The 23094-nt window shown below is 52.0% G+C and carries 21 protein-coding genes; all 21 read left to right on the top strand.

Annotated features, from left to right (window positions below; all coding sequences use genetic code 11):
* The first annotated feature begins 132 nt into the window (after positions 1-132).
* Positions 133-1275, top strand: coding sequence for an asparagine synthetase B family protein (locus tag RMSM_RS25030; protein ID WP_390173414.1), 1143 nt, complete (start codon positions 133-135; stop codon positions 1273-1275).
* Entirely contained in the window at positions 1272-2567 is a 1296-nt protein-coding gene (locus RMSM_RS25025; RefSeq protein WP_008703112.1) for an ABC transporter ATP-binding protein, read from the top strand. Before RMSM_RS25030 ends, RMSM_RS25025 begins: the two co-directional genes overlap by 4 nt.
* Before the next feature lie 485 nt (positions 2568-3052).
* Complete coding sequence (locus RMSM_RS25020; RefSeq protein WP_008703109.1) at positions 3053-3814, top strand: phytanoyl-CoA dioxygenase family protein; 762 nt, start codon at positions 3053-3055, stop codon at positions 3812-3814.
* Between the two features lie 82 nt (positions 3815-3896).
* Positions 3897-4739 carry a class I SAM-dependent methyltransferase gene (locus tag RMSM_RS25015; protein WP_008703107.1) on the top strand — a complete coding sequence of 281 codons (843 nt, stop codon included), beginning with the start codon at positions 3897-3899 and terminating at the stop codon, positions 4737-4739.
* Between the two features lie 307 nt (positions 4740-5046).
* Positions 5047-6198, top strand: coding sequence for a hypothetical protein (locus RMSM_RS25010; RefSeq protein ID WP_236622294.1), 1152 nt, complete (start codon positions 5047-5049; stop codon positions 6196-6198).
* The gene (locus RMSM_RS25005; RefSeq protein WP_081614317.1) at positions 6198-7352 is read left to right on the top strand and encodes a glycosyltransferase family 4 protein; all 1155 of its coding nucleotides are present in this window, start codon (positions 6198-6200) and stop codon (positions 7350-7352) included. The genes RMSM_RS25010 and RMSM_RS25005 overlap by 1 nt, the downstream gene beginning before the upstream one ends.
* 14 nt (positions 7353-7366) lie before the next feature.
* Positions 7367-8446, top strand: a complete 1080-nt coding sequence (locus RMSM_RS25000) for a glycosyltransferase family 2 protein (RefSeq protein ID WP_008703102.1) — start codon at positions 7367-7369, stop codon at positions 8444-8446.
* 12 nt (positions 8447-8458) lie between these two features.
* On the top strand, positions 8459-9955 hold the full coding sequence (locus tag RMSM_RS24995) for an O-antigen ligase family protein (RefSeq protein ID WP_008703100.1): 1497 nt from the start codon (positions 8459-8461) through the stop codon (positions 9953-9955).
* A 1-nt stretch (position 9956) separates the two neighbouring features.
* Positions 9957-10931, top strand: coding sequence for an SDR family NAD(P)-dependent oxidoreductase (locus tag RMSM_RS24990; protein ID WP_040769319.1), 975 nt, complete (start codon positions 9957-9959; stop codon positions 10929-10931).
* A complete protein-coding gene (locus RMSM_RS24985) occupies positions 10919-11614 on the top strand; it encodes a nucleotidyltransferase family protein (RefSeq protein ID WP_008703095.1) in 696 nt (231 codons plus the stop codon). The genes RMSM_RS24990 and RMSM_RS24985 overlap by 13 nt, the downstream gene beginning before the upstream one ends.
* Positions 11611-12594 (top strand): GHMP family kinase ATP-binding protein, encoded by a 984-nt coding sequence (locus RMSM_RS24980; RefSeq protein ID WP_008703093.1) that lies wholly within the window; start codon positions 11611-11613, stop codon positions 12592-12594. The genes RMSM_RS24985 and RMSM_RS24980 overlap by 4 nt, the downstream gene beginning before the upstream one ends.
* Positions 12588-13106, top strand: a complete 519-nt coding sequence (locus RMSM_RS24975; protein WP_008703091.1) for a D-glycero-alpha-D-manno-heptose-1,7-bisphosphate 7-phosphatase — start codon at positions 12588-12590, stop codon at positions 13104-13106. Before RMSM_RS24980 ends, RMSM_RS24975 begins: the two co-directional genes overlap by 7 nt.
* Entirely contained in the window at positions 13093-14307 is a 1215-nt protein-coding gene (locus RMSM_RS24970) for a glycosyltransferase family 4 protein (RefSeq protein ID WP_040769318.1), read from the top strand. The genes RMSM_RS24975 and RMSM_RS24970 overlap by 14 nt, the downstream gene beginning before the upstream one ends.
* A 400-nt stretch (positions 14308-14707) precedes the next feature.
* The gene (locus tag RMSM_RS24965; RefSeq protein ID WP_008703088.1) at positions 14708-15628 is read left to right on the top strand and encodes a glycosyltransferase; all 921 of its coding nucleotides are present in this window, start codon (positions 14708-14710) and stop codon (positions 15626-15628) included.
* Positions 15625-16743: a glycosyltransferase gene (locus RMSM_RS24960; protein WP_008703087.1), complete on the top strand. Its 1119-nt coding sequence runs from the start codon at positions 15625-15627 to the stop codon at positions 16741-16743. The genes RMSM_RS24965 and RMSM_RS24960 overlap by 4 nt, the downstream gene beginning before the upstream one ends.
* A complete protein-coding gene (locus RMSM_RS24955; RefSeq protein WP_008703084.1) occupies positions 16740-17795 on the top strand; it encodes a glycosyltransferase family 4 protein in 1056 nt (351 codons plus the stop codon). The genes RMSM_RS24960 and RMSM_RS24955 overlap by 4 nt, the downstream gene beginning before the upstream one ends.
* 95 nt (positions 17796-17890) lie before the next feature.
* Complete coding sequence (locus tag RMSM_RS24950; protein WP_008703082.1) at positions 17891-18772, top strand: class I SAM-dependent methyltransferase; 882 nt, start codon at positions 17891-17893, stop codon at positions 18770-18772.
* Between the two features lie 12 nt (positions 18773-18784).
* Positions 18785-19720: a sulfotransferase family protein gene (locus RMSM_RS24945; RefSeq protein ID WP_008703080.1), complete on the top strand. Its 936-nt coding sequence runs from the start codon at positions 18785-18787 to the stop codon at positions 19718-19720.
* Positions 19717-20496: a class I SAM-dependent methyltransferase gene (locus tag RMSM_RS24940; protein ID WP_008703078.1), complete on the top strand. Its 780-nt coding sequence runs from the start codon at positions 19717-19719 to the stop codon at positions 20494-20496. Before RMSM_RS24945 ends, RMSM_RS24940 begins: the two co-directional genes overlap by 4 nt.
* 96 nt (positions 20497-20592) lie before the next feature.
* Positions 20593-22008: a phenylacetate--CoA ligase family protein gene (locus RMSM_RS24935; RefSeq protein WP_008703075.1), complete on the top strand. Its 1416-nt coding sequence runs from the start codon at positions 20593-20595 to the stop codon at positions 22006-22008.
* A partial coding sequence (locus tag RMSM_RS24930; RefSeq protein WP_040769316.1) for a glycosyltransferase family 4 protein occupies positions 21995-23094 on the top strand: 1100 nt, incomplete at its 3' end. The genes RMSM_RS24935 and RMSM_RS24930, both read left to right, overlap by 14 nt.

Raw genomic sequence — 23094 nt, 5'->3', positions numbered from 1 at the left:
GCTCTCAGAGCTGCGGGCTTGGTGACGGAACCGGACACTACGGCCTGGGCAACGTACTTGACTGCGGGCGTTTATGAACACAGTTCACGAACGTTTTGGCGTGATGTGTCGTCCCTGCCTGCCGGGCATCAAATGACGATCCAAAATGATCAACTTCAAATTACTTGCTGGTATGATTTGGCCGAACGGTCTGGGCAAACGCTGGACACCAGATCCGAAGACGAAGTGGCCGAAGAGTATTTGGCATTGTTGAAAGAGAGCACTCGTCTTCGATTCCGCTCGGACGTCCCCGTGGGTGTCAATCTGAGTGGCGGACTGGATTCCTCGGCGTTATTGGGATTGGTTCAAGAATTGCAGGGCGAATCCAGCGAAGTCAAAGCGTTTACATTTGTCACCGGTGACGACCGCTACGATGAATTGCCCTGGGTTCATCAAATGTTGGCACATACAAAACATCCATCAATCCAGTGTACGCTACGTCCCAGCGACGTGCCCGATTTAGCCGATTCAGTGCAATCCCATCAGGATGAACCCTTTGGCGGCATGCCAACGCTTGCCTACGCGCAGTTGTTTGCCCGCGCCCGTGCCGAAGGCGTCATCGTTCTGTTGGATGGACAAGGACTCGACGAACAATGGGCGGGCTACGACTATTATAAGCGAGTCCTCGATGGGACGGCCAAAATTCAAGACGTTGGGACGGTGCAAGCGGCGAAGAAAGGAGCCACTCGTCCAAATTGTCTAAGCAAAGAATTTGTAGCGGTTGCGGAATCCTTCCAAGCTCCCGCGCGCTTCCCCGATGCACTACGGAACTTGCAATACCGGGACGCGATGCACACCAAAATCCCGCGAGCATTACGATTCAATGATCGGATTTCGATGCGATCATCTACCGAACTTCGTGAACCTTTCCTCGATCACCGGCTATTTGAGTTGGCGCTACGTCAGCCGGCTGATCGCAAGATCGCCGATGGGGTGCAAAAGCGATTACTTCGCAAGCTCGTGGCTCGATTGATGCCCGGCGGTGTCGTGGAAGCTCCCAAGCGTCCACTACAAACGCCTCAACGTGAATGGCTTCGCGAAGATCTTCGAGACTGGGCCGATGCAAACATCACTTCGGCGTTAGATTCTTACGGAGGTCAGTGGCTCGACGCTCGGTCGGTCCGCAATGAATGGGATGAATATCAAAAAGGCGAAAGCGACAACAGCTTTTACGTCTGGCAGTGGATCAACTTAGGCCTTTGCTGCAACTCGATAAAACAACTGGTCACATCATGAAATCAGATCTAGCAATTCACGCCGAAGGGATTGGAAAGCAGTACCGCATCGGCGCTCAGCAAAAAAGCTATAGCACGCTGCGTGAATCATTGATGAACGTATCGGCAAGTGCAATCAACACCGTCCGAGGCGGACTGAAAGAATTACGACAACGCCGTGAAAGCAACTCGTTCTGGGCGCTCAAAGACATTTCGTTCGAGGTGAAACAAGGCGACGTCGTCGGTATCGTGGGGTCCAATGGTGCAGGAAAAAGTACGCTACTGAAAGTTCTCTCGCGAATCACCGATCCGACGCTTGGTTATGTGGATCTCCGCGGACGCGTCGGATCACTGCTAGAGGTGGGCACCGGATTCCATCCCGAACTGACCGGTCGTGAAAACATCTTTCTCAACGGGGCGATTCTGGGAATGCCTCGCAGCGTGGTCAAAAAACAATTTGACGCCATCGTGGATTTCGCCGGTGTCGAGCGTTTCGTGGACACTCCGGTGAAACGTTATTCCAGTGGGATGTATTTGCGGTTGGCCTTTGCCGTCGCCGCCCACCTTGAACCCGAGATTCTGCTTGTCGATGAAGTTCTTGCGGTGGGGGATGCATCGTTTCAGAAAAAATGTTTGGGCAAGATGGACTCGGTGGCAAAAGAAGGACGGACCGTCTTGTTCGTCAGCCACAACATGGCGGCGATTCGCTCGCTATGCAACAAAGGCATTATGCTGAGAAATGGTCGAGTCGCTGAGCAAGGTGACGTCCAAACGGTCATTCAAAGTTATTTCAAAGACCTCGGGGTTCTCGATTCAGACAAAGGCGATTCGGGATATCAACGTAACGAGCGATCCATATTCGGACGTGTGGAACTGAACGACGGCTCGTCCAACTCAGTGTCACAGTCAACCGACTTGACGTTCTCGACGGTGATGTCAATCCCGCGCCCTGTAGGCGGATTCCGTCTCCTGCTACTGCTTTCGGATATGAAAAGCCAACAATTAATGGCACTTTGCAATACAAGCGCCGAGATGGGGCTTGGTCAAATTGAACCGGGCGATTACCGAGTTTCAGTGCAAATGCCACCGCTTTGGCTCAATCCAGGAATGTACTCGGTCTGCTTTAAACTGTACTTGGAAGGCGAATCAGAATCGGCGAAACACTTTTCAGACGCGTTTCCTTTAGACATTTACGGGGAGAGCAGTCCTGTCGATGCCGTCGTAAATCCACGCTCTGACTGGACGGTTGAATTCAACGTTACGACTGAAGGCAGCCAATTGAAAAGAATCGCAAATCCAATCTCGACATCATAGTTACGTCATCGATTCTAATGGAACTGACAGCACGTTAGACGGCGTAGGTAGAGAGACACGCTGGCCAGTTGATGAAAAATTAGAATCGCGGTGAAAGTAAGCTACCGCAACTAACTGGCGTCACAATACTTTTATAAAGCCGCTACTGAGCTTCCCGAATGATTCCCATTTTCGGATCATGGCCAATACACGGCAAAACAGCTGCTCCCAAAAGTAATTCAACTCTCAATTTTACGAAGGCCAATTCCAATCGCTAAGGTTGGAGTTTCGCACCCGACACCGACGTTCGATCATTTACCGAGTACATGAGTTCAGGAATGGTTCGCTCCCTATTGAAGAAAGTTGCCAAAGCAAGCCGACGCTCGGAATTTACTTGGCGATACGCTTCGAACTTGAATGCAACGCTTAATCATACCTTGCATCGCCATGATCTCTCTGAGCAGGCCCGGCAGGTCGTCGATAGTCTTAACCGCGACGGCCTAGCCATGATGGATGCATCAAAATTGCTTGGTGAATCCTCATTACTCGGCGAACTGTCTGCGGCGGTCGATCAACTCGAGCAAGACAACCAAGAGTTGTTAAAGGCTGATCGCGGTAACGCAGATGATTCCGCCGAAGCAAACGCACGAAAACCTTACGTTCGTTATTTACTAGGAGACCGACCAACACTGGACATGCAAAGCGTGTTTGTACGATTCGCATTACAAAAACCGATTTTGCGAATCGCCAACGAGTATTTCGGAATGACAACGCGACTCGCCTACTTTAACGTTTGGCATACGTATAAAACGACTTCTCCCGCACAATCATCTCAGTTGTGGCATCGTGACTTTGACGACCCTCATTACATTATGAAAATATTCGTCTACATGTCGGACGTGGACGAAGGAAGTGGCCCCTTAAGCTATGCAATTGGCAGCCACAGCAAAGGCAAGATGAAAGGCGAGCCCGATTTTGTCTCGAAGACGTCGAACTCGCGACGTAGCAGTGACCAACAGATGGCGGAAGTGATACCACCAGAGCGTTGGATTCCGGCATTTGGCCCAAAGGGAACCATTGTCTTTGCAGACACTCACGGGTACCACAAAGGCGGCTGGGCGAAAGAGAGTGAACGAATTGTCTACACATGCATGTTCACATCACCCGCTGTACAACTGCGACCAGACCGCGAGCAGTTTATTCGTTCCGAGGATTTTCAGCTTCCTTCAGATCCGGAAATAGCGGCTGTATTGACACCTAGGCGATAGTCGGATCGCACTTACAGATATTTTTACAACTCATAGAAATATGAAAAACATCTAAGTCTTAATCGAGTACCGGGGGGAAAAGATGAGTACGAGAGTATTAGAAAATGATGGGCGTACAATTGATGAGATACGTGAACATTATGAGATCGAAAAGGCACTTGCCGATCGATTGCGTCATGCTTCGGCAGAGGAACGCGCAACGCTTTATTCGGAGGTTTATGACGAACTGTTTCAGCGCGTCAAACATCATCCACTTGTCAGTGGTAAGGAGCAAGAAGGACGGGCACGTCGTGTTGCCAGCACCATTCCATTCCTACGTCAATTCCTAACTCCGGACAGCACGTTTCTGGAAATCGGGCCCGGTGATTGCGCGTTGACGTTCGGAGTGTCTGAACTGGTACAGCAGGCCTATGCGGTCGATGTATCCGAAGAAATCATGACGATTGAGGGATGCCCCGAGAATTGTGAATTAGTGATCTCCGATGGCAGCGACATCCCGGTCAAACGAAACAGCGTGGATGTGGCCTACAGCAAAGACCTGTTCGAACATCTGCACCCCGACGACGCTGCCCTTCACCTGAAAAATGTAATCGATGTCCTTGCGCCCGGCGGTGTCTATATCTGCCGGACGCCGAATGCATTATCAGGCCCTCACGATGTCTCGCAGTTTTTTGACGACGATGAACCTACCGGTTTACATTTAAAAGAATACACGACAACTGAATTGGCACGTGTCTTCAAAGCGGCGGGATTTTCGAAGGTGATTCCCTATATTTGGGTCAAAGGCACGTTGATTAAATTGCCCCTTTGGCCGGTCGTAACGGCGGAAGCGGTGGCACGCTGTCTTCCACGTCCACTATGCAAAACAATTACCTCTAGATTACCGCTTAAACGAGTACTAGGCCGTGTTATTGCAATCAAATAATGCCGTTACGGCAGTCGAAATCGAGAATCCACCAAGTAAAATGGGGCAGATGAAAACTGCAGCATTTTTTCCTGATGGAGTTGGAATCCGGAACTTTGTCCTGGGGTCCTTTCTTGATCGCGCCGCCGATTTGGGTGAAGTATATGCTTTTCACGATATTCCCGAGCAACACCTCGCATCCTACCAAAAGTCGGAAGACCGGCGAGTGCATTGGAGGCAGTGCATCGCGTATCGGGATGAACCACTAGTACGTTTTCTGCGTCGATCGCTGTCACATGCCCATCTGCACCTTAACGACACGATGGCTATGCGATACGCCCGCAAAATGCCGGTCCGAGGCAATAGGCGTAGCCGAATCCAAACTTATGCCTCTCGCGCGTATGGTTGGATGTCAGCCTCGCCACGTCGGATTAGCAAACTGTTGCAATGGCATGATCGGGCGGCTGCCAAGCTGGAAAGTGTCAACGAGTATGTCAAGCTTTTTGAAGAGATTCGCCCTACGGTCCTGTTTTGTTCTCATCAACGCTGTCTCGAAGTGATTCCAGCGGCACTTGCGGCGCGATCGATGGGAATCCCCACAGCGACGTTTATCTTCAGCTGGGACAACATCACCAGCAAAGGCCGCATCGCGGCACCGTTTGATCATTTTCTGGTTTGGAGTGACCAGATGCGTGTTGAACTGCTGCAGTATTATCCCGAAGTCAACGGTGACAATATTCATGTGGTCGGAACTCCGCAGTTTGATCCCTATGCGGACGAATCCTTGGTCTGGACACGCGAAGAATTCTGTCGCCAGGTGGGGGCGGACCCGGCAAGACCGATTATTTGTTACTCAGGCGGCGAGCCAGGTACGACCCCCGAAGATCAGAATCACGTTCGGATCTTGATGGAATTGGTCAGTTCAGGACGCATCAAAGGCAATCCCCAAGTGCTGCTGCGTCCTGCTCCGGTGACTCGCGCCGATGAGCGGGTCCGTTATGGTGATGTTTGTCGAGATTATCCCGAGTTGATTTACAGCAAACCTCGCTGGCTGCAGACGATCCCTGGTGATTGGACCTCTGTCATTCCCTCGAGTGAGGATATCCAACTGCTGGCGAATCTGACAAAGCATGTGGATTTGAATATCAATGTTGCATCCACCATGACACTGGATTTTGCGATCCGTGACAAACCGGTCGTGAACATCGGTTTCAATACGATGTCACCGCCGCCGTTTGGTGTGCCACTAAAAGATTACTACTACAAATTCGAGCACTATCGCCCCGTCGTCGAAATGGGAGCGGCGCGATTTGCCAACACCCCGCAGGAATTGGCCGAGCACGTCAATGCCTACCTTGACGATCCCTCGCTGGATCGCGACAAGAGACGTCAGTTCGTGGAACTCGAGCTCGATCTACCGATCGGCAACTCCAGTGACAAAATTACAAAAGTTCTCAAGCAGATCGCTGTTCAAGGTTAATGAAAGTCTGCTTCATCTGTAACGAATATCCTCCGGGGCCCCATGGAGGCATCGGAACCTGTGTCCAAGTTCTGGCGAGGGAATTGGCTCAGTCTGGGCACCAAGTTCGCGTTGCGGGGATGTACCCACGAAGTTATCCATCGGCCGATTACGAAGAAGACCATGGAGTCCGAGTCTGGAGATTTCGCCGCCCTCCGGGCCCCATCGCGGCGCTGACCAGTCGCTACCATTTGTACAAACACATCTCTCGCTGGTGTCAAAACGGTGAAGTCGACATCGTCGAAGTGCCTGACTGGGCGGGTTGGGCTGCGGGATGGCCCAAGTTACCCGTTCCGGTGGTCGCCAGACTGAATGGATCGGCCAGCTATTTTGCTGCGGAAATCAATGGTTCGGTCAACAATACCACTTACTGGCTGGAACGCGCTTCGATGCGCCGCGTCGATTACTGGTGCTCGGTGAGCCACTACACCGCAGCCAAGACTCGCGAACTTTTCAAACTGCGAAACGGTCCGGACGCAATCCTTTACAACCCGGTCGAAGTGCAACCATCGCTAACAGCGGATCGCACTTCCAATCAAGATGTGGTATTTACGGGAACGCTCACCGAAAAAAAGGGGGTCATTCCTTTGTTCAAAGCGTGGCGTCAAGTGCTCGCGGAATGCAACAACGCAATGCTTCATATTTATGGAAAAGACCGCCCTACGATCAAAGGCGAATCGATGCAGCAATATCTCTGTTCGCTTCTGAGTAGCGACGAGTTGCAACATGTCGTCTTTCACGGACATCTTGACCGCAACGAATTGTTTAACGTTCTTCGTCAAGCCCGTTTGGCCATATTCCCGTCTTATGCCGAAGCGTTTGCACTTGCGCCGCTGGAGGCAATGGCGTGCGGTTGTCCCACAATCGCCAGTCGACGCGGGGCGGGATCGGAGCTGATGCGAGATGGGCATGATGGCTTGCTCGTCGATCCCGATAACATTGATGAGATCAGTGCGGCTATCATTCGCTTACTCCAAGACGAACAAGTCGCCTCTGGGCTGGGCGAAGCGGGTCGCGCACGAATCGAACAGACCTTTTCGATCCATAAACTTCGTTCACAAAATGAGGCGTTTTATCGTCAGTGCATCGAAGCTTACTCGCAGGTGGCTGCCTAAATAGACCAATTCCCATGAGTGCATCCGTAACCGAACCCCGCGTTGACGCTCGTTCCCGCGACGACATTTTGACTTTCATTCGCGATGGAGTGAGAGTGTCGGATATTCCATCGCTTCCCGAGGAAACAGCCCCTCTCCGCAAAGGTTTGACCGTGTGTATCTGCACGTTCAAACGTCCTGATAGTTGCATTCGCTTTCTTGACTCGCTGCCCGAACAAGACCTGAAGCCGGATCGCCTTGTAATTGTCGACGCCAGTCCTGGAGACGAAACGGAACAGCGAATCGCCAGCTACCCTAGAATCGCGGATTTGGCTCACGAGGTATTCTACTTTCGCGTCCAGGGTGCGTTTCAAACCTTGACCTGTTCTCGCAATTTCGCGGTTCGTTGGGCAGCAACCGATTTACTTGTGTTCTTTGACGACGACATTGTGCTGCAGCCACGATGTCTCGCGGAAATGGTTCAAGTTTATCGGGATAACGAAGACCAAGTGGTCGGAGTGAACGCCCATGATCGACAAGGTGTCAAGTCGCCGCCGTTGCTGTGGCGTATCCGTCGTCTGTTCCGAATCGTTCCGAATTTAAAACCTGGCACTTACACCCGAGGCGGAATCTCGGTCCCCTGGATTTTCCAGCCGCCTACCGAATCCGTCGTCCAGGGCGACTGGCTCAGCGGTTGCGCAATGATGTGGAAAACATCAGTGATCCGCGAGGTAAAGTTCAATGAAGCCTTCGGTGGTCACAGCACGGGCGAGGACCTCGACATCAGTCTCCGCATGGGTCGTCATGGCAAACTGATGTTGGCGGGAAAAGCCCATGTGTTGCATTTGCCCGACAAAGCGGGACGGCCGAACAGTTATGTGATTGCCTATGCCGGGATCCAAAATGCCTACGACATACACCAACGATGCTTAGAGAACCGCACCTTTCTTGACACGTTGCGATTCATCTATGCCTTTGGTCTCGACACGGCATTGCGCAGTTTGACCTTCGTCCGACCGGGACAGATGAAGCGGCGATGGAACTTTGTACGCGGTAGAACCATGTTCTTTGTCGATCGATTTTTGCGACGTGACTCTAAACTGAAATCGGGATAACAAAGAATATCCATGTCGACTGGCTTGGCTTCTCATCGCGTCTTCGTTGCGACCGGACCTCCTCCGATTGAACGCAATGCAGCGGTGCCTCGCTGCAGCAAGGCAGAGAATGCGGCACTGTGGATCGGCATCGGGGTGGCACTGCTATGGCTGACCACGGGCATTGTCGGTTTCAAAGCCGCTTTGGCCGTGATCACATTCTGTGGTTTTTTGATGGCGATGGCGGGACTACGTCATCCGCTGATCGGCGTGTTGGGGGTCAGCGCCATCTGTTCGATCGATGCACTTTCACGCGTGTTCCTGATGACAACGGGTGTGCTACGGTACAACACATTTAACTATTGGCTTGTCCTCGTCATCCTGCTCACGATTCCACTTCAGCTACGACAAAAAGATCCTCACACTCGACTGCTGCAGTTTTTTGTTTTTATCCTGTTTGCTGGATTAATCCTGACCCCAGGCCTGAAAGACGGCATCCTCCATCTACTCAATTTGGTTTCGGTTTTTGGACTGCTCGCCTATTTCTATCGTTGCCGAAACTACACGCATATCTGGTACGTGTTAGGAATTTCCATTGGGATGCTTTCGGCGCTTGGTGGTCTCGCGTTTTTCTTCATGCAAAACGATTTGAGCTTTGTCGAGGCTCGCGCCGAGTATGTCGAGAAAGACATCATTGATCGCAACTATATCGATCCCAATGCGCTCACCTACTTTTTTCTTACCGGCATCTTTGCTACCTGTTTTGCAATCGCTGGAAAATCAAAAGAGGGAAGGGCACGGACGACGCTACTTGTGCTTTTTTCGGTCAATTGTTGCTGGGTATTCTTGGTCGGAAGCCGTGGTGGAATTTTAGTCGCAAGCGCTTGCATTTTGTTCGTTTTGTCATCGGTGCGTTCCAATACAAAACGCTTCAAGTTTATTGTGGTCGGTGTGCTTGCCATCGTCGTCGTGATCAATGCCTTTCCTAATCTTCGCGATCGATCAACCGGACGTATCGAAAAACTGTTCGATGATCAATACACCGCCGCCGAACGAACCAGCAGCCGATCCGATTTTGCGATCGGTGCGTGGCGAATGTTTTTGGAGAACCCATTAGGCATCGGCACCGGCGGATTCAAGCGAGGTTGGGCGAATCTGAAAAACACCGATGGGCTTGGAAAACGAAAGCTCGGTGTCGAGAAGGCCGCCCACTCGGCTTGGCTTAAAACACTCGCGGAAAACGGAGTTCCGGGGATTATCGTGTTCACCGCCTTTGTGTTCTCTTTTGCCTATATCGGTTGGGAACATCGTCGCCGAGGCGATTTACCCCTGGGACTGCTTGTCACGATAACGCTATCTTCCGCATTTACCTCAACACAGTTCCAATCCAAGGGAATCTGGTTTATTGTCGCTGCGGCGATTGTTTTTTTACATCACCGACCTCGAATCACACAGCGTATGACCGCATCACTGCGTTCTGGTACACAGCGGGTCAACACCCCTCCCCTACAAACAAATTACAACGGTTAAGATGTCACGTAAGATACTAATTACGGGTGGTGCTGGCTGTATCGGCTCTGATTTGGCCGAAGCGTTGGTCACGAGAGGCGATCACGTCACCGTGCTAGACAACCTCAGTAGCGGCCGCTTAGAGCATATTGAACCGCTGCTTACCCATGACAAATTTCGTTTCATCCAAGGCGATCTGCTCGATCAAAAGGCGTTAGACGCCGCGATGGATTCGGTAGAGATGGTCTACCATCTGGCCGCCAACCCAGACGTCAAATTCACTGCGGGCGATGCCACCGACAAGGACCTGAAACAAAACACACTTGCGACCTATGCTGTGCTCGAAACGATGCGGCAACAGGGTGTAAAAAAACTTGCGTTCTCCTCCACTTCGGCCGTCTACGGCGTGTGCGAAACGCTTCCCATCAGCGAGCAACAAGCACCGCACCCAATTTCTCTGTATGGCGCCAGCAAACTGGCCTGCGAGGGTCTGATTGGATCGTTTCAACATCTGTTTGACATGCAGTGTTGGGTGTTTCGATTTGCCAACATTGTCGGAAAGAAAGTGCGTTCGCGTGGTCGCACTGTGATTGCCGATTTTGCTCATAAACTGCTCGACGATCCCAGCACACTGCCGATTCTTGGTAATGGAAAACAAGCAAAATCGTATCTGTTAAGCAGCGAATGCGTCGAGGCGATGTTGTTTGCAATTGAGCATGCTAAACAACCGATCAACACCTTCAACCTGGGATGTAGCGACTGGATCACCGTCGACCGAATCGCAGAACTGATGGTCGAGGCGATGAACCTGGAAAATGTCAAATTCGAGTACACCGGAACCGAAGGGGGTTGGGCGGGAGACGTGCCAAGATTCTTACTGGACGTCTCTGCGATCAACCAACTCGGCTGGCAAGCAAAGCACAACTCGGAACAAGCGATTCGCTTTGCCATAAAAAACACACTCCAAGAAATTAATCAAACGACATGCAAGCCGTAATCCTCGCTGGCGGTCTTGGCACGCGGCTTTGGCCGCTCACCAAAACGGTCCCCAAACCGATGGTGCCGATCGCCGGCACGCCGTACCTCGAACACCAGCTTCGATTGCTCCAGCAACAATCGATTACCGATATTGTATTGTTGACAGGCTACCTGAGTGAACAGATCGAAGAGCACTTTGGTGATGGTAGCCGTTTTGGAATCAGCATTGCCTATTCAAAAGAAACCACTCCGCTGGGCACGGGTGGCGCACTGCGTCAAGCCGCCCCGCTGCTACAGGAATCTTTCTTGGTGATTTATGGCGATTCTTATTTACCGATTCAATATGCGGAAGTGCTCGATACGCTTGCCAATACTTCAGCAACCGGCGCCGTGACCGTGTATGACAATCAAAGCGAAGACACAGGCGTTACCAACAACATTGCCTTGGACGATGGCGATTTTATTACCAAGTACAAAAAGGACGCACCGGACGATCCATTACTGCAATATGTCGAAGCGGGTGTTTTGGCGTTTAAACGTTCGGTGCTGCAGCGTATCCCCGAAGGGCAAGTCTCACTTGAACAACAGATTTTCCCTCTGTTGATTTCGGAGCGGGGCTTGGTCGGACACATTACGCAAGAACGATTTTATGATATTGGCACCCCCGAACGACTCGAGCGTATCGCAGAGCAATTAGCATGATTATCACGCGTACTCCGTTTCGTATCAGCTTTGCCGGTGGCGGCTCGGATCTCGAAGTCTTCCACAGCCAAGAACCAGGCGCCGTGATCTCGACGGCCATCGACAAATACATGTATTTGACCGTAAAGGAGCGGTTTGGCGATTCGTTTCGTGTCAGCTACTCGCAAACCGAGCTTGTCGATACCCCCGATGAAATTCAACATCCGATTGTGCGAGAGTGCTTGAAGTCGCTGGATATCAAAAAAGGGTTAGAAATTGTTTCGGTTGCCGATCTGCCAGGGCAAAGCGGCATGGGATCCTCCAGCAGCTTCACCGTCGGATTATTGCACGCGCTGCATGTTCTCAACGGCCATGTTGTCACGTCAAAACGTCTGGCCGAGCAAGCATGCAACATTGAAATCAACATTCTAAAAGAACCGATTGGGAAACAGGACCAATACATTGCCGGGTTTGGCGGCTTGAAGTTCATTCAGTTCCACCCCGACGGGACCGTGTTCGTCGACCCCGTTGTCTGTCGACGTGGGACGTGGGAAGAACTCAACCGCCGGCTACTGTTGTTTTTCACCGGGAAAACACGTCGCGCCAGCAGCGTGCTAAAGAAACAGAAGTCCAATTGTGATTCACGCCGTCCCGCGTTACGTCAACTTTGCGGAATCGCTCACCAAATGCGCAACATTCTTTCCGAAGGACGGGATCTAAATGCCTTTGGACGGCTGTTGCATGAAGCGTGGGAAACAAAGAAAACGCTTGAGTCATCCATCAGCAATGGGGCTATCGACGAAGTCTACAATCGTGGAATCGACGCCGGTGCACTGGGCGGCAAATTGCTCGGTGCAGGTGATGGGGGATTTGTCCTCTTTTTCTGTGAACCACATCTGCAATCACAATTACGTGAAGCCCTTTTCGATCTAATCGAGGTTCCCTTTCGCATGGAACCCGAAGGCAGCAAAGTCATCTTTGTTGATGGAGACCGATGGTGATCCGGCGGTGTGTTTTCTTGGATCGCGATGGCGTGATTAACGTCAAAGCGGATGAAGGTGAATACATCCACAATTGGGACGAGTTTCAATGGATCCCCAATACCATTGATTGGATTCGCTTGTTCAATGCATTGGATTTTTTGGTCATCGTGGTAACCAATCAGCGTGGCGTGGCGCGAGGCAAGATGACACAAGCAAATGTCGATGCGATCCACGAACAAATGGTTCGCGAGCTTGCCAAGAAAGATGCAATCATCAATGACGTCTTTGTCTGCCCTCATGAAATCGGCACGTGCCATTGCCGCAAACCGCAACCGGGCATGATTCATGCTGCACGCGACAAGTGGAATATTGACGTAGAACGTTCTCTGATGATCGGTGATTCGGAATCCGACCGTCAACTTGCATCCAATTGTGAGATGAGATTCATTCAGGTCCGCGACGGCCGCATCTGCGGCAAGACATTGCAACACGTGATAGCACGATTGGGAGACGACTGTGCCGACGGTTAAACGATTGCTGATTGTGACGCACGTCACTCACTATCGGCATCGCGACAAAATCTTTGCCTATGGCCCCTATGTTCGTGAAATCAACGTTTGGTGCGACCTGTTTCCGGAAGTCATGATTGCCGCCCCCTGCAAGGATGGACTACCTCCAGGCGATGGTTTAGCCATCTCGCGAGCGAACGTCAATCTGCGGCCAATTCCGGCAAGTGGAGGGGATTCGTTGGCGGCCAAATTACAACAACTAGTTCTACTACCACGCATCGTGTGGCTACTGTGTTTGGCTTTGTACAGAACGAGCGCAGTGCACGTCCGATGTCCCGGCAACCTAGGGCTACTAGGTGTGATCCTCGCTCCTTGCTTTAGCAACAAATTGATTGCAAAATACGCGGGCCAATGGAGCGGTTTTCCTGAGGAGGCATGGAGCGTTCGGCTGCAGCGTTATCTACTCGGGTCGCGGTGGTGGCGTGGGATAGTGACCGTGTATGGCAATTGGCCAAACCAACCGCCACACGTAATCCCTTTTTTCACCTCCGTAATGACGGCTGCCCACATCCGACAAGCAAAAGAAATTGCATCTCGTAAAGTCCCTCAATCTCCATTGTCGATTCTATTTGTGGGCCGGCTATCGAAAAACAAAAATGCAGATGTGCTAATCAAGGCGGTGGCAAACTTAGCGCAAAGAGACGTAGCGGTGCGCTGTGACATCGTCGGCGATGGCGAGCAAAACGAGCAACTGAGAGAACTGGTTGCACGGCTCGATCTGAAAACTTGTGTCCATTTTGCAGGAGCAATCAACTTTGAGCAAGTCTTTGACTTCTACGACCGTTCTCAGGTGCTGGTACTGGCCTCGGACACCGAAGGCTGGCCCAAAGCGATCGCCGAAGCGATGGCTTGTGGTTTAGTGTGCGTCGGATCCGATCGTGGTTTGGTGCCTTGGATGCTGGGGGAGGGAAGAGGATTTGTCGTGCCGGCGCGAGACATCGATTCTCTGACAAACACGCTCGAAAGAATCGCTACCTCGCCGGACCAGCAAGTCGATGTATCGCGTCGAGCTGCTGAGTTTTCGCAACGTTATTCCTTGGAAACTTTGCGCGACGCATTACGGGAACTATTGAGCGAACATTGGGATGTTGATATGAACAACAGCAATCCAACAAAGCCAAAACGAGATTGTAACACTAATCGTCGAGTGACAATTTCGTGAAGATACGAGCCCGGCTCGCGGTCACTGCGTCTTGTTTTATTCAATGCGTTGCTAGCGCTGTCGTTACTCCATCCATGTATTACGAAGGCGATCTACTGCGGAGCATAGACAGAACTTGAAACGAATCGTCGTCATTTCCCATGTGATGCATTTCCGTCATCAAGACAATCTCTATGCCTTTGGTCCCTACGCTAGGGAAATTGACATCTGGGCGGATTTATTTTCGGAAGTATTGATAGCCGCACCTTGTCGAGACGCCACGCCGAAAGGTGATAGCATGCGATTTGAGCGTGCCAACATCAAGATTTGCCCCATTGTTCACACCGGCGGTGATACCTTAAAAGCAAAGATTATACAAAGCATAAAGCTGCCAGTTGTAATCTTGGAACTTTGCCTCGCAATGTCGCAAGCGGATGCCATACATGTGCGATGTCCCGGAAACCTCGGCTTCCTCGGCGTGATTTTGGCAAGATTCTTTTCTCGCTATCGCGTGGCAAAATATGCGGGACAATGGAACGGGTATGCTGGAGAGAATTTGACAGGACGATTGCAGCGTTGGCTGCTGAAGTCGTGGTGGTGGGGTGCTCCGGTCACGGTTTACGGAGACTGGAAAAACCAGCCACCGCACATCCATTCGTTCTTTACCTCCATGATGAGCGACGAGCAGGTTGAGTCGGCAGTCATCCATGCACGAGACAAGATGTTTTCCTGCCCGTTGCGAGCACTTTTCTCGGGACGTTTGGTAGCCGAAAAACGAGTGCATGTCTTTATCGAAGCAATCGCCTCTGTTGCCGCCAGCGGCGTCGAATTGGAGGTTCGCATCGTGGGCGATGGCCCGTTGCGGTCCGAACTAGAAGCCCTGGCTAGGGCGAGGGGTATTGATAGATTCACTCGCTTTGTGGGGGCCGTTCCATTTGAACAATCTCTTGAACACTACCATTGGGCCGACTGTCTCGTGTTGCCTTCGGTCCATTCAGAAGGTTGGCCTAAGGTGATCGCCGAAGCGATGTGCCATGGACTCATTTGCGTTGCAGTCGACCACGGGCAAGTGGCAAGGATGCTTGCTGGGCGAGGAATCTTGTTGCCAAATGGCGATCCTCAACAATTTGTCACCGCTCTAAAGTCAATTGCCGAAGACCTGACAAAATACCGCGAACTCGGCCAACAAGCTTCGCTTTGGTCACAGCGTTATTCACGCGACGGCTTGCGATTGGCTTTGGCTAATTTGCTGCAACACACCTGGGGCGTTCAACTGGTCACGAATGCCCCTTCATCTCCTTCTCCCAAACTAGATTCCGCTGAAGTATTATTGAACGAATGATTGCGGAAAATAAAACCGATCGTCGAATTCATGTGATGCACATGACCGACACGCTCGACTTGGGCGGGCGTGAGCGGGTCGCCGTCGAGTTGGTCAACCAGATGCCTCGTGATCGTTATCGAACCTCGCTTTGTACGACGCGTCGAGACGGCCCTCTGACCAACAGCGTTTCAGCCGATGTCGGTCGCATATGTCTGTATCGCGGGCATACGCTTGATTTTGGTGCGATTCGCAACCTGGTACGCTACAACCGCAAACAACGCGTGGATGTCCTGCATGCTCACGGTTCGTCGATTCTAGTCGCGCGACTGGCAGCGATGTTCTCACCCTGGCCTGCGATTGTTTGGCACGACCACTATGGAACCAATGAACGTAAAGAACGACCAGCATGGTTGTTCCGTCTTTTGCTCAGACATGTCGCAGGCGTGGTCGCGGTAAGCAAACCGCTAGCCGAGTGGTCGCAAAATCGGCTGCATTTCCCCAAAGACCGCATTTGGTGCTTGCCAAACTTCGTCGACACCACAAAACAAGTGACTGCTAATTGCGAATTGCCAGGACGCCGAGGCACACGGATCGTATGCGTCGCCAATGTTCGCCCTGTCAAAGACCATCTGACACTGATCCTCGCGATGCGACAGGTCGTCGGTATTTACCCTGAGGCTCATCTGTTGTTAGTCGGAGCTCATCCTGACGCCAATTACCTGACACGCGTACAACGCGAAATTCAGATCCAGGGATTACAATCCCACGTCACTTTGATGGGGATACGCGAGGATGTCGGCAGTATTCTGCAATGCTGTGACATCGGCGTTCTCAGTTCGACGTCCGAAGGGCTACCCGTTTCGTTGCTAGAATATGGCGCCACCTCGATGCCAGTGGTGGCAACGCGTGTGGGACAATGCGGGGATGTCCTGGACAATGGCAATGCGGGATTGCTCGTTCCCGCAAGTGAATCCACTCAATTGGCAAACGCCATCGTTTCGTTGCTGGCCGATGAATCCAAACGAAAATCTTTGGGGCGTGCTTTCTTTAACCGAGTCCAGACGCAGTACAGCGCTGAGGCGGTCCTCGGACAACTTTCAGAGATCTACGACACTGTGTTGGCTTCGCGATGAGCACCTCCACCACTTCCTCGGTCCTATTGGTAGGCAATTTTCTGTCTGGCAAGGTAGGAAACTATTCTGTCTGCGAGGACCTAGCGGGCAAGCTTGAATCGGTCGGACTGAACGTGTTGACGGCGTCAAATCAAGCCGCCCGCGCCGCTCGTTTGCTGGATATTGTCACGACAACCTGGAGTCGGCGCCACGATTACACCGCTGCCAACGTGGACGTTTACAGTGGACTCGGATTTGGATTGGCGGAAGCTGCCTGCTTCGTATTGCAAGCTGCTGGGAAACCGTATGCATTGAGCTTGCGTGGGGGCAATCTACCCGAGTTCGGACGACGCTGGCCGCGACGCGTCGGTCGATTACTGCGGCATGCCACCGTGGTCACGACCCCTTCGGATTACCTGAAGCAACGAATGGAAATTTATCGCAACGATATTCAGCTATTACCCAATCCGCTGAACTTGAGTCGCTACCCCTTTCATTTACGAGACAAACCGACTGCGAAGTTAGTCTGGGTACGCAGTTTTCATCACCTGTACAATCCAACATTGGCAATCCAGTTGATTGCCGATCTGCAACACGTTTATCCTGATATCCAGCTGACGATGGTAGGTCCTGACAAAGGCGACGGTAGCTTGCAGGCCACACAACAAGCGGCCCACGACTTGGGTGTCTCAGATCGTGTTCAGTTTACAGGTGGAATTCCGAAAACTCAGATACCCGATTACCTCGCACAAAGTGACGTATTCATCAACACCACTAATTTTGACAACACCCCCGTTAGCGTCCTCGAGGCAATGGCATGTGGATTGTGCGTCGTCAGTACCGATGTCGGTGGCATGCCTGATCTGGTCGACCACAATCAAAATGCACTGCTTGTCCCCCCCGGAGATCCGGCCGCAATGGGGACAGCGGTCCGTCGTGTTTTGGACGAAGACGGATTCGCCGAAAAATTATCGCGGAATGCCCATGCCTTCGCCAGCCAATTTGATTGGCCTGCGATCTTGCCGAAGTGGGTCCGTCTATTCGAAACGTTGAACGAAAACGCAAATCACTGATGCTTTCTTTGTTTCCTCTGCGCGAGCTCACTGCTCAATGGAAACTTGGGAATCATCTCGAGCGAAAATAAAAATGCCACTTACGGAATGGAACCATGCGCGTCGCTGACACCACCGAGAATGTTCGCGAGAACGAGCAACATTACGATCAATCCTATCGTGACGTGAACGTCGACGAAATCGTCAACGTTGTTGAAAATTTTGAAGCCTTCTTCGACGACGCGGTGCGAACCGACACCAGTTGGTACGGGATGTACATGGATGGTTTTGCGGAGCGACTAAAAGGGAAACGGGTGCTGGAATTGGGTTGTGGCAACGGCGTCAACGCATTGGCAATGTCCGTGCTTGGGGCTCAAGTCGTCGCCGTGGACATTTCGAGCGAGAGTGCCCGAATCGTTAATCAAGCGGCAGAGCGACTTGGGTTCGGTCGCGAACGCGTGCAGGGCATGTCCGGTGACTTCACGGCGTTGAATCTTGAAGAAGAACCATTCGATTGTATTGTGGGAAAAGCGTTTCTGCATCACTTGACCGAAGAACTCGAGCGAGAGTATTTGGGCAAAGCAGCCGGAATGCTTAAACCTGATGGCGAAGCAAGATTTTTTGAACCTGCCGAGAACAGCCCCACGCTCGACGCGTTGCGATGGATGGTGCCGGTGCGAAATCGTCCTTCTTCGCTGAACAAAAAGGCATTCGCTAATTGGAAAGCCAGCGATCCGCATCCCGACCGTAGTAACAGCTCGCACACCTATTTGAAAAATGCGGGCTTGTATTTCGAGGATGTAAAAGCGATTTCACTCGGCAGCATCGAACGGTTTCACAAACTACTTCCGGGTGGCTCGTTTAATCGCAAATATCGTCGTTGGGCTCATCGGGTTGATGCTCGCATGCCCATTTGGTTCCGACACAAATTTGCCCGTTCCCAGTTATTGGTCTATCGCAACCCCAAGCTGGCAGTTGCAAATCGCGATTCTCTGTAGGATTAATGCTCCGTGGAAATCACCATCATTCTTAGTTCGCCACGTTCGGGCAGCAGTTGGTTATCTCGCGTGGTACGCTGTATCCCTGATCACAGCGTGTTTACGCATAACACCTACACAACGCAGTTCCTATACTCGCTATACCCGATGAAGTCGGTCAATCCGTTTTGCGATGACGGCATCACACGGTCTGGCTTGGTCGATTCGCTATTGAAGCCGTGGCGGGTGCGTCGTGTTCGGTCGTACATCGAATCCCGTGCCGCAGGCAATCCGACCGTACTGATCTCACCCACGTTATCCAACTTTCTGCCGCTACTGAAGGCAGCGTTTCCCGACGCACGGTACGTGCATTTCCAGCGAAATCCGCTGGACACGATCGCGTCGATGAAAAAATTTCTTGCAAAAAATGACTGTGGCGGTTTCATCGATCGCTATCGTGCCCATGCCTACGGCGGTCGAATCTTTGCGACGCGAAGTGCTTCGATTCACATGCTGCATCGTCTGCGTTGGATGCGGTTGATTCACCGCGGATACCTCGGGGTACGTCCGAGCGGATTTCAAGACGCAGCAAGGTATAGCTTGGTCGACTTTCTTAGTTGGTATTACACTGCCAACCAACGCGACATTCTCAATGGGTTGGCAGATATTCCCGACTCACGTCAAGTCGCCATTCACTACGAAAAACTTGTCGAACATTATGACGATGAGGTCGCTAAGCTACTGGAGTTCATGATTGGCGATCAAGAAAAGCCAGAAATCCCTCATTCCCATGATGGTGTTCGCAGCGGTGCGGTAGGTCGCAGCAAGGAGTTGTTCGATACGTCGGAGCTTGAACAAATCCATTCCTTCTTACTTGCCAACGCTCCGCAACGTGTGCTGCAAAGCTATGGGATCGCAACGCCCCTTTCAATCGACGACGAACGCTGGATCAAGCAGGAGACAATATGAGCATCACTCTACCGACTCAGGCAGACCAATGGGAAGAACACCTTGTCGCCACTGCTCAAGAAACGATTGCACATTGCCAGGGCCTGTACGATGCCGACCATTTAAAGCCGCTATTTGATGTCTTGCCGCCGGAGAGCAAAATTGTCGAGGCGGGCTGCGGTTTGGGGCAATTCGTCTATATGTTTGCCTCGCTGGGGCATCACTGTATTGGGCTGGACTACTCGGCGAAATTGATCGAAGATGCCCAAGCTCGTGGCGAAAACCTCAAAGACTTGCCCGGAACAACCGATTGGGTCGAAGGCACAATTCTCGACCTGCCGTTTGAAGACAACTCGCTGGACTGTTATGCGAGCTTCGGTGTGCTCGAGCATTTCACACGCGACCAACAGCGGATCATCTTGTCCGAAGCCCACCGCGTGCTAAAACCCGGAGGACTATTGTATCAATTTGTCCCCAACTTCTGGTCTCCTTGGACAATGCGCCGCGAAATCCGATATTGGTATCGCAAAGCCGTTCCGCCAAGCATTGTTTGGCAGAAAAACATTCGCCGGTCACTGCTGAAAAAGATGTGTGCGGAACCCGGCTTTGAAGAAGTCTCGTGCCAATCGGTGTATGCCGGTGTCGCACTGCGAAGCATGAGACCACCCAACCGCGTTCGCCGCCTGGCGCCGGCCCGCATTCGCCAAAGCTCACAGCACATCGTCGATCGAATGGCACGGTGGTTGGACCGCCGCGATGTCCTCGGTTACGGCCTCGTCTATGTTGGGAAGAAATGAGTAGAGATCAATGTCGGTACGAGCATTCGAAACGGAATAGCACATCGCTTCCAGGCTGACATCAATTCAACCTCAGAGATTTTAGAGAGTAGAATTATGGGCAAACTCGATCAATTTTACGCTCGTCTTCCTGTCGCAGGCCAGAATGTCGCGGTCAGCACGTACGGTCTGTATTGGAATTGGGTCCGCTTCGGACCTGGTTACAAAAAATTTGTGCAGCAGTACCAAGCCCGAGATCGCTTTAACGCAGACGAGTGGCAGCAGTGGCAGCAAACGCGACTAAAATCGTTTCTGCCTTCAGTACTCGAAATTCCCTACTACAGGAATCATTACAGCGAGTCGGCGAAAGCGGCTGCTAGAGCGGGACAACTGAGTGATTTACCACTGCTCGAAAAACAACCGCTCCGAAACGATGTTTTGCAGTTCCTACGCCCTGGAAAACGTCCGCTGCGACGGATGGTTTCGCGAACGAGCGGGTCCACGGGAACCCCGATCGATAACCACTGGCTTTGGCAGGAAGTCCGCGAGGCGCGTGCGGTACGCGAGGTGCGTTCAGCAGGCTGGGCCGGAGTCTCCTTTGCCGAACCGCGGGCCACGTTTTCGGGGCGGTTTGTCGAGCCGAATACTCACAGTAGCGGACCATTCCATCGCTACAACCGAGTCGAACAACAAGTCTATTTCTCTGCATTCCACCTTCGTCCCGATACGGCACACCAATACGTTGACGCGCTGCGTCAACACCAAACCCGATGGTTGACCGGATATGCGGTTTCGTTCTACCTGTTGGCGGAAATGATTTTAGAACAGAAACTTGACGTTCCAAAATCGTTACAGGCCATTGTCACCACCAGCGAAAAAGTAACCGACGAAATGCGAGACGTGATGCAGCGTGCCTTCGGTTGCCGAGTTTATGAAGAGTACAGCACCGTCGAAAACTGCTTGTTTGCAAGCGAATGTGAAGCGGGGAGCTTGCACGTCAGCCCCGACGTTTCGGTGGTGGAAATCATCCGTCCCGATGGAACTCTCTGTGATCCGGAGGAAACGGGCGAAGTGGTTACGACCTGTTTGATGCGAAACTATCAACCCTTTGTCCGCTACCGCGTTGGAGATATCGCAGCATGGTCGTCCCAACCTTGTGCATGTGGTCGTTCGATGCCTGTACTAAAGGAGGTGGTTGGACGTTTGGAAGATGTTCTAATCGGTCCCGATGGTCGGCGGATGGTTCGCTTTCATGGCGTCTTTGTCGATCAACCGAATGTTCGCGAAGGACAAGTGATACAAGAAACACTTACACGTATTCGCGTGAAGGTGGTTCCTACCGAAGCATTTGATGCTGCGGACGTTGCGGATATCCAAAGTCGAGTGCGGCAGAGAATGGGGGATGTCGAAGTGGCGGTGGAACAGGTTACGGAGATACCACGAACCAAAGCTGGCAAATTTAAAGCGGTCATTAACTTGACCTCACACGATAAATCTATCAACACCGGAGCTAACGAACATGTCGCTCACTGAGTTGTCGCGACAAGCAACGGGATCGGCGGCTTCATCCGCGGGATCACGTCCCAAAATCTGCATATTGACGCAGTACTTTCCACCTGAGATGGGGGCGCCTCAAGCTCGTTTATCCGAACTTGGTGAACGTCTAATCGATTTGGGGTGGGAGGTCGAGGTGCTCACGGCGCTACCGAACTATCCAACCGGGAAAGTGTTTGAGGAGTTTGATTCCCAACAACCTCATGTGCATCAGGTCGGACGGATTCGCACCGTTCGCGTTCCGCTGTACACCGCCAAACAAGGTTTTATTAAACGCATTCGCTGCTATTTTTCGTTCGTTCGCGGGGCTAAACGCTTTGGCCCTAAACTGTGCCAACGTCCCGATTTGCTATTCGTCGAATCACCACCACTATTCATCAGTTACGCGGCCAAATACTTAGCCAAACGATGGAACTGTCCCTTTGTGTTCAACGTCAGCGACTTATGGCCCGAGTCGGCGATTCGAATGGGGGTAGTAAAACCAGGATTCGCCACCAAGATGGCCGAACGCTTAGAACTGGCAACCTACCGTCGTGCCACCGCCATCACGGGACAATCCGATGAAATCATTGCATCGGTGCAAGCACGTTGTCCGGAAGTACGAACGCAGGTCATCACCAATGGCGTCGATCCAAGTCGCTTTGGTCCCGGGCACGCCGATGACGAAGCGCGTCAATTGCTCGGGGCGGAACCGGGACCGATTTTCATTTTTGCGGGACTGCTTGGTTTGGCGCAAGGGCTAAATCAGATCCTCGATCTTGCTAAGTCACTCGAGGATTCGACACCAGGACGATTTGTCTTGGTCGGAGACGGTCCGGCGCGTGAAGATTTAGAGAAACGGATTCAGCGTGAATCGATCGACCGCGTCAAGATCGTCCCGGCACAACCGCGTGAGCGGATTCCCGCACTACTCGCTTGCGCGGACGTCGCCATCATTAGCCTTGGAATGACCATCCCCGGTGCGGTTCCCAGCAAGATTTACGAAGCCATGGCATCGTCACTGCCCATTTTGTTGAATGCCGATGGCGAACCGGCACGCCGTATCAAAGAAGCTGGATGTGGATT

It is taken from the genome of Rhodopirellula maiorica SM1 (genome assembly GCF_000346295.1).
Lineage (GTDB): Bacteria > Planctomycetota > Planctomycetia > Pirellulales > Pirellulaceae > Novipirellula > Novipirellula maiorica.
This window is presented reverse-complemented; position numbering and strand designations above follow the sequence as displayed.

Excerpts from the sequence above, each read along its gene's own strand:
- RMSM_RS25030 (WP_390173414.1), top strand. The coding sequence starts at position 133 with ATGACGATCCAAAATGATCAACTTCAAATTACTTGCTGGTATGATTTG.
- RMSM_RS24975 (WP_008703091.1), top strand. The coding sequence starts at position 12,588 with ATGGTGATCCGGCGGTGTGTTTTCTTGGATCGCGATGGCGTGATTAAC.
- RMSM_RS25005 (WP_081614317.1), top strand. The coding sequence starts at position 6,198 with ATGAAAGTCTGCTTCATCTGTAACGAATATCCTCCGGGGCCCCATGGA.
- RMSM_RS25020 (WP_008703109.1), top strand. The coding sequence starts at position 3,053 with ATGATGGATGCATCAAAATTGCTTGGTGAATCCTCATTACTCGGCGAA.
- RMSM_RS24960 (WP_008703087.1), top strand. The coding sequence starts at position 15,625 with ATGATTGCGGAAAATAAAACCGATCGTCGAATTCATGTGATGCACATG.
- RMSM_RS24990 (WP_040769319.1), top strand. The coding sequence starts at position 9,957 with ATGTCACGTAAGATACTAATTACGGGTGGTGCTGGCTGTATCGGCTCT.
- RMSM_RS24965 (WP_008703088.1), top strand. The coding sequence starts at position 14,708 with ATGTCGCAAGCGGATGCCATACATGTGCGATGTCCCGGAAACCTCGGC.
- RMSM_RS25015 (WP_008703107.1), top strand. The coding sequence starts at position 3,897 with ATGAGTACGAGAGTATTAGAAAATGATGGGCGTACAATTGATGAGATA.
- RMSM_RS24985 (WP_008703095.1), top strand. The coding sequence starts at position 10,919 with ATGCAAGCCGTAATCCTCGCTGGCGGTCTTGGCACGCGGCTTTGGCCG.
- RMSM_RS24995 (WP_008703100.1), top strand. The coding sequence starts at position 8,459 with ATGTCGACTGGCTTGGCTTCTCATCGCGTCTTCGTTGCGACCGGACCT.
- RMSM_RS25010 (WP_236622294.1), top strand. The coding sequence starts at position 5,047 with ATGCGATACGCCCGCAAAATGCCGGTCCGAGGCAATAGGCGTAGCCGA.
- RMSM_RS24980 (WP_008703093.1), top strand. The coding sequence starts at position 11,611 with ATGATTATCACGCGTACTCCGTTTCGTATCAGCTTTGCCGGTGGCGGC.
- RMSM_RS24950 (WP_008703082.1), top strand. The coding sequence starts at position 17,891 with ATGCGCGTCGCTGACACCACCGAGAATGTTCGCGAGAACGAGCAACAT.
- RMSM_RS24940 (WP_008703078.1), top strand. The coding sequence starts at position 19,717 with ATGAGCATCACTCTACCGACTCAGGCAGACCAATGGGAAGAACACCTT.
- RMSM_RS24955 (WP_008703084.1), top strand. The coding sequence starts at position 16,740 with ATGAGCACCTCCACCACTTCCTCGGTCCTATTGGTAGGCAATTTTCTG.
- RMSM_RS24935 (WP_008703075.1), top strand. The coding sequence starts at position 20,593 with ATGGGCAAACTCGATCAATTTTACGCTCGTCTTCCTGTCGCAGGCCAG.
- RMSM_RS25000 (WP_008703102.1), top strand. The coding sequence starts at position 7,367 with ATGAGTGCATCCGTAACCGAACCCCGCGTTGACGCTCGTTCCCGCGAC.
- RMSM_RS25025 (WP_008703112.1), top strand. The coding sequence starts at position 1,272 with ATGAAATCAGATCTAGCAATTCACGCCGAAGGGATTGGAAAGCAGTAC.